This is a genomic window from Micromonospora sp. NPDC005197, from assembly GCF_040608295.1.
GTDB lineage: Bacteria > Actinomycetota > Actinomycetes > Mycobacteriales > Micromonosporaceae > Micromonospora.
Genome location: NZ_JBEXHY010000239.1, coordinates 1 through 3,490, shown reverse-complemented (window position 1 = coordinate 3,490; position 3,490 = coordinate 1). Strand labels below are relative to the sequence as shown.

The 3,490-nt window shown below is 74.4% G+C and carries 3 protein-coding genes; all 3 read right to left on the bottom strand.

Annotation, left to right across the window (positions count from 1 at the left end; genetic code table 11):
• Positions 1–163 precede the first annotated feature (163 nt).
• Positions 164–1,096, bottom strand: coding sequence for a hypothetical protein (locus ABZU46_RS31365; protein ID WP_354863312.1), 933 nt, complete (start codon positions 1,094–1,096; stop codon positions 164–166).
• Positions 1,093–1,650, bottom strand: a complete 558-nt coding sequence (locus ABZU46_RS31360) for a phage tail protein (protein WP_354863311.1) — start codon at positions 1,648–1,650, stop codon at positions 1,093–1,095. Before ABZU46_RS31360 ends, ABZU46_RS31365 begins: the two co-directional genes overlap by 4 nt.
• Positions 1,631–3,490 (bottom strand): baseplate J/gp47 family protein (locus ABZU46_RS31355; protein WP_354863310.1); only part of this gene is annotated, 1,860 nt, incomplete at its 5' end. The genes ABZU46_RS31355 and ABZU46_RS31360, both read right to left, overlap by 20 nt.

Here is a 3,490-nt window from a genome sequence, read left to right as displayed (position 1 = left end):
AGTCGTTGATCCAGGTCGCCTCGGAGACCGTCGACGTGTACCAGAGCGGCGACTGGCGGATCGTCCGCGCGGCCCTGGTCGCCGCCGGAGACACCGACGGCGAGGACGAAGAACGCCACCAGCAGCACCGCCAGGGTCACCAGCACCACCTTCTGCCGACCGCTCATCGCTGCGCGACCGCCCCGGTCACCTCGGTGAACCGGATCTGGTCCACGCCGGCGAAGTACCTGTCGAAGCCCTGCGTCTTGCCCACCGCGACCAGGGTGAGCGTGTGCCGACCCGGCCCGAGCCGGACGGTGCCCACGTCGGTGAAGTCCTGCAGGACGACCGTCGGCGTGAAGCCGAAGAAGGTGCCGCCGAGCTGCACCCCGTCGACCTGCCAGATGGTGTTGGCGTAGTCGAAGGACGTGGTGCGCCTGGTGGAGAACCGCCAGAGCGCGTCGGCGGGCAGCTCGACCGTGACGCTCACCCGGTCGCCGGGTGCCAGGCCGGCGAAGAACAGCTGCTTGTCGCCCGACCAGGTCACGTCGCAGCAGTTCGGTTGCGCCCCGACCGCCGCGGCGGTCTTCGCCGGGGATTCGATTCGAGCGCCGTCGACCAGGCTCTCCGCCTCCACCGTCACGACCCGTGGCGTGCCCGGTGTGGGTGTGCCGTCGGGGCGGGTCAGCAGGTAGCCGACCACGCCGCCGACCACCAGCACCAGCGCCGCCGCGGCGGCGATCCACGGCCAGGGCGTCCGCTTCGGCGCGGCGACCGCGCGGACCTCGTACGTCACCCGGCCGCTGGAGCGCGAGCTCTCCTCCGGCGCGGTGTTCGCCGAGTACGCGAACCCGGTCATGTCGTAGCGGCGCGGCGCGGTGCCCGCCGGTACGGCGAGGCGGACCAGGAAGGAGACCGAGCCCTGCCCGGGGACCACCCGCTGCGGCTCGGTGACCGTGAACCAGGCCCGCTGGCTGCCCTCGCCGGGTGCCACGTCGAAGACCACGGTGTCGGGCGCCAGGCCCGGATTGGAGACGGTGAAGGTCAGCTCGCCGTGGTTGGCGGCATCCAGGGTGAACTGCGACGCGGCGGCGACGACGGTCCATTCGGTGGTCATGACGGCTCCTCTGCGGACGGTGTCGCGCTCGGCGGGGTGGGTGGCGGCGAAGCGGCGACGACGATCTCGGCGGTGGTCGACGCGGGCTTCTCCGCCTCGACGATTCGGGTGATCACGGCGAGCTGACCGGCGGCGGCCGCCGGCACCCGCACCACGATGTGGAAGGGCCGCTCGTCGGGTTCGTCGATGACGAACCCCGGCAACCCGGTGGCCAGCTCCAGCGCTCGGCGCATCCCGTACGGGGTGCCGCGCCACCGGGCCAGCAGCGCGCCGTTGGCCACCAGGTCACGGAGCCGGCCCACCGGCAGCGGCAGCGGGGCGTCCGGTCGGGGCGAGGCCACCACGTGGTCCATCGCCACCCAGCGGGTCAACCGCACGACCAGGTGGTCGGGCGCCCGGTACGGGTCGAACAGGGCGTCCACCTCGGCGAGGATCGCCTCGTCCGGAGCGTGCAGCCCCTCCATGACGTCCAGCAGCGCCCAGAGCACGCTGCCCGGCACGCACGCCCGCTGGTAGGCGGCGGGCAGCAGCCGCTCAATCGCCGAGCGTCGCATCCTGGCGCACCACCTCGATGTCGTGCTCGCCGGAGCAGAGCAGCCACGTGTCCGGGACGGTCACCACGTCGGCGGTGGCCTGGTTGGCGCTGGCGGTCCAGTTGACCGCGTCGGCACTGCGGTACACGCCGCGCTCACCGCAGGCCAGGACCAGTCGGTCGCCCGCCGTGGGACCGTTCGCACCGACGGTCGCCGGGCCGCTCACGGCGACGGCGTCCACCGGCACGAACCGGGTCCGGTCGCGCAGCGGCAGCCCGCAGTTGACCGACACCGACTGCCACTGCGGCTGGGCCGCGAGGGTGTCCAGCCGCAGCACCCCGCCGCTCTGCGTGGCGGCGAGGGCCTGCGATCCGGCGAACGCCAGGTCGCGGCAGGTCCCGCCGATCCAGCCGCTCTGCACGGTCTGCCACTGCACGTCGGACTCGAACAGCCGGGTGCGGTGGCAGCCCTGGCCGGGCTTCTTCGGGTCCGGCTCGCCCGCGCCGCTCCACAGCAGGGTGGCCGGGCCGTCGTACTGCACCGCGAGGACCCGGTTGTCCACGTTGGAGAGGCCGACGTGCGCGAAGCTGCCCGGCCGGCCACCGGCGGTCGACAGGTACACCCCGAAGCCCGCCTGCGCGGCGACCGCCACACCGGGAGCGCCCCGCTCGGAGACGAACGCGCGTACGGCGTAGAAGCCCCGGTCGGCGTCGGACGAATCGACGAGGATCTGCAACGGCACCGCGCCGGGCAGCAGCGACACCTCGTACAGCCCGGTGTCGGTCGCCACCAGCAGCGCGCCGGCGCCGTCGCGGTCCAGCCACGCCACGTCGGAGATGCGCGAGTCCAGGTCGGTCAGCAGCGACCACGTCTCACCCAGGTCGGTGCTCAGGTGCACCCGGGAGCCGCCCGAGGCGCGCAGCGTCACCACGGCCACCGAGCCGGGGCGCGCGACGATGCCCGGTCGCACCGGCGCGGGCGCGGGCGCCACCCGCAGCACGGTCTCGTCGTCGAACCGGCCGGCCGGCTCCCAGCCGGAGCCCGCGTTGCTGGAGCGGAACAGCACCGGGCCGCGTCCGGCGTACCAGGTGCGCGGCTGGTACTGGTCGACGGCGAGGGCGCGGACCTCGGCGTCGGGGGCCTCGTCGACCACGAACCGCACCGACTCGACGTAGCGCACGCCCGGCTCGGCGTGCTCCAACAACCGGTACACGTTGGACGCGCGCAGCGGCTCACCGAACGGCCACCCGGTCGGGTTGAGCGCGGTGGGCAGCGGGCTGAGCGTCTGGTGCAGCCGGTCGTGGATGCGTCGCCGGACCGCGTCCACGTCCTCCTCCCGGCGCACCACCACCCGGGCCCGCACCGACACCGCCTTGAACCGGGCCCAGGTGGCCCGCGAGCGGATCCCGACCATCCGGCGCTGTTCCAGGTCGCCCTCGACGCGGTGGCGGGCCTCGGGCACCTCGTGCTCGCGCAGCACCGCCACCGGCAGCCGGCCGCCCGGGCGGGCCGTCGGCGGCACGTACGGCACCAGCACCACCTCGACCTCACCGGGCCGGGCGAAGCTGTAGACGGCCGAGCGGGTGAACGCGCGGGCCCGCGCCACCGCGCCGGAGCTGGTGGCCAGCACCTCGAAGTCGCGGGCGGTGACGGCGCGCTGCTGGGCGAAGAACTCGTACGGGCCGCGCAGCAGCACCGATTCCAGCGCCTCCATCTCCCGGCCGCCGGCCGCGGGCGCGGGGTTGTCGACCCGTACCCCGGGTAGTGGATCGCGCAGGCTGGTCAGCGTGCCGGCCGCCACGTTGCCGGTCGGACCGCCGCCGGCCCGGTACCAGAGCCGGACCTGTCGCCCGGCCGGCGG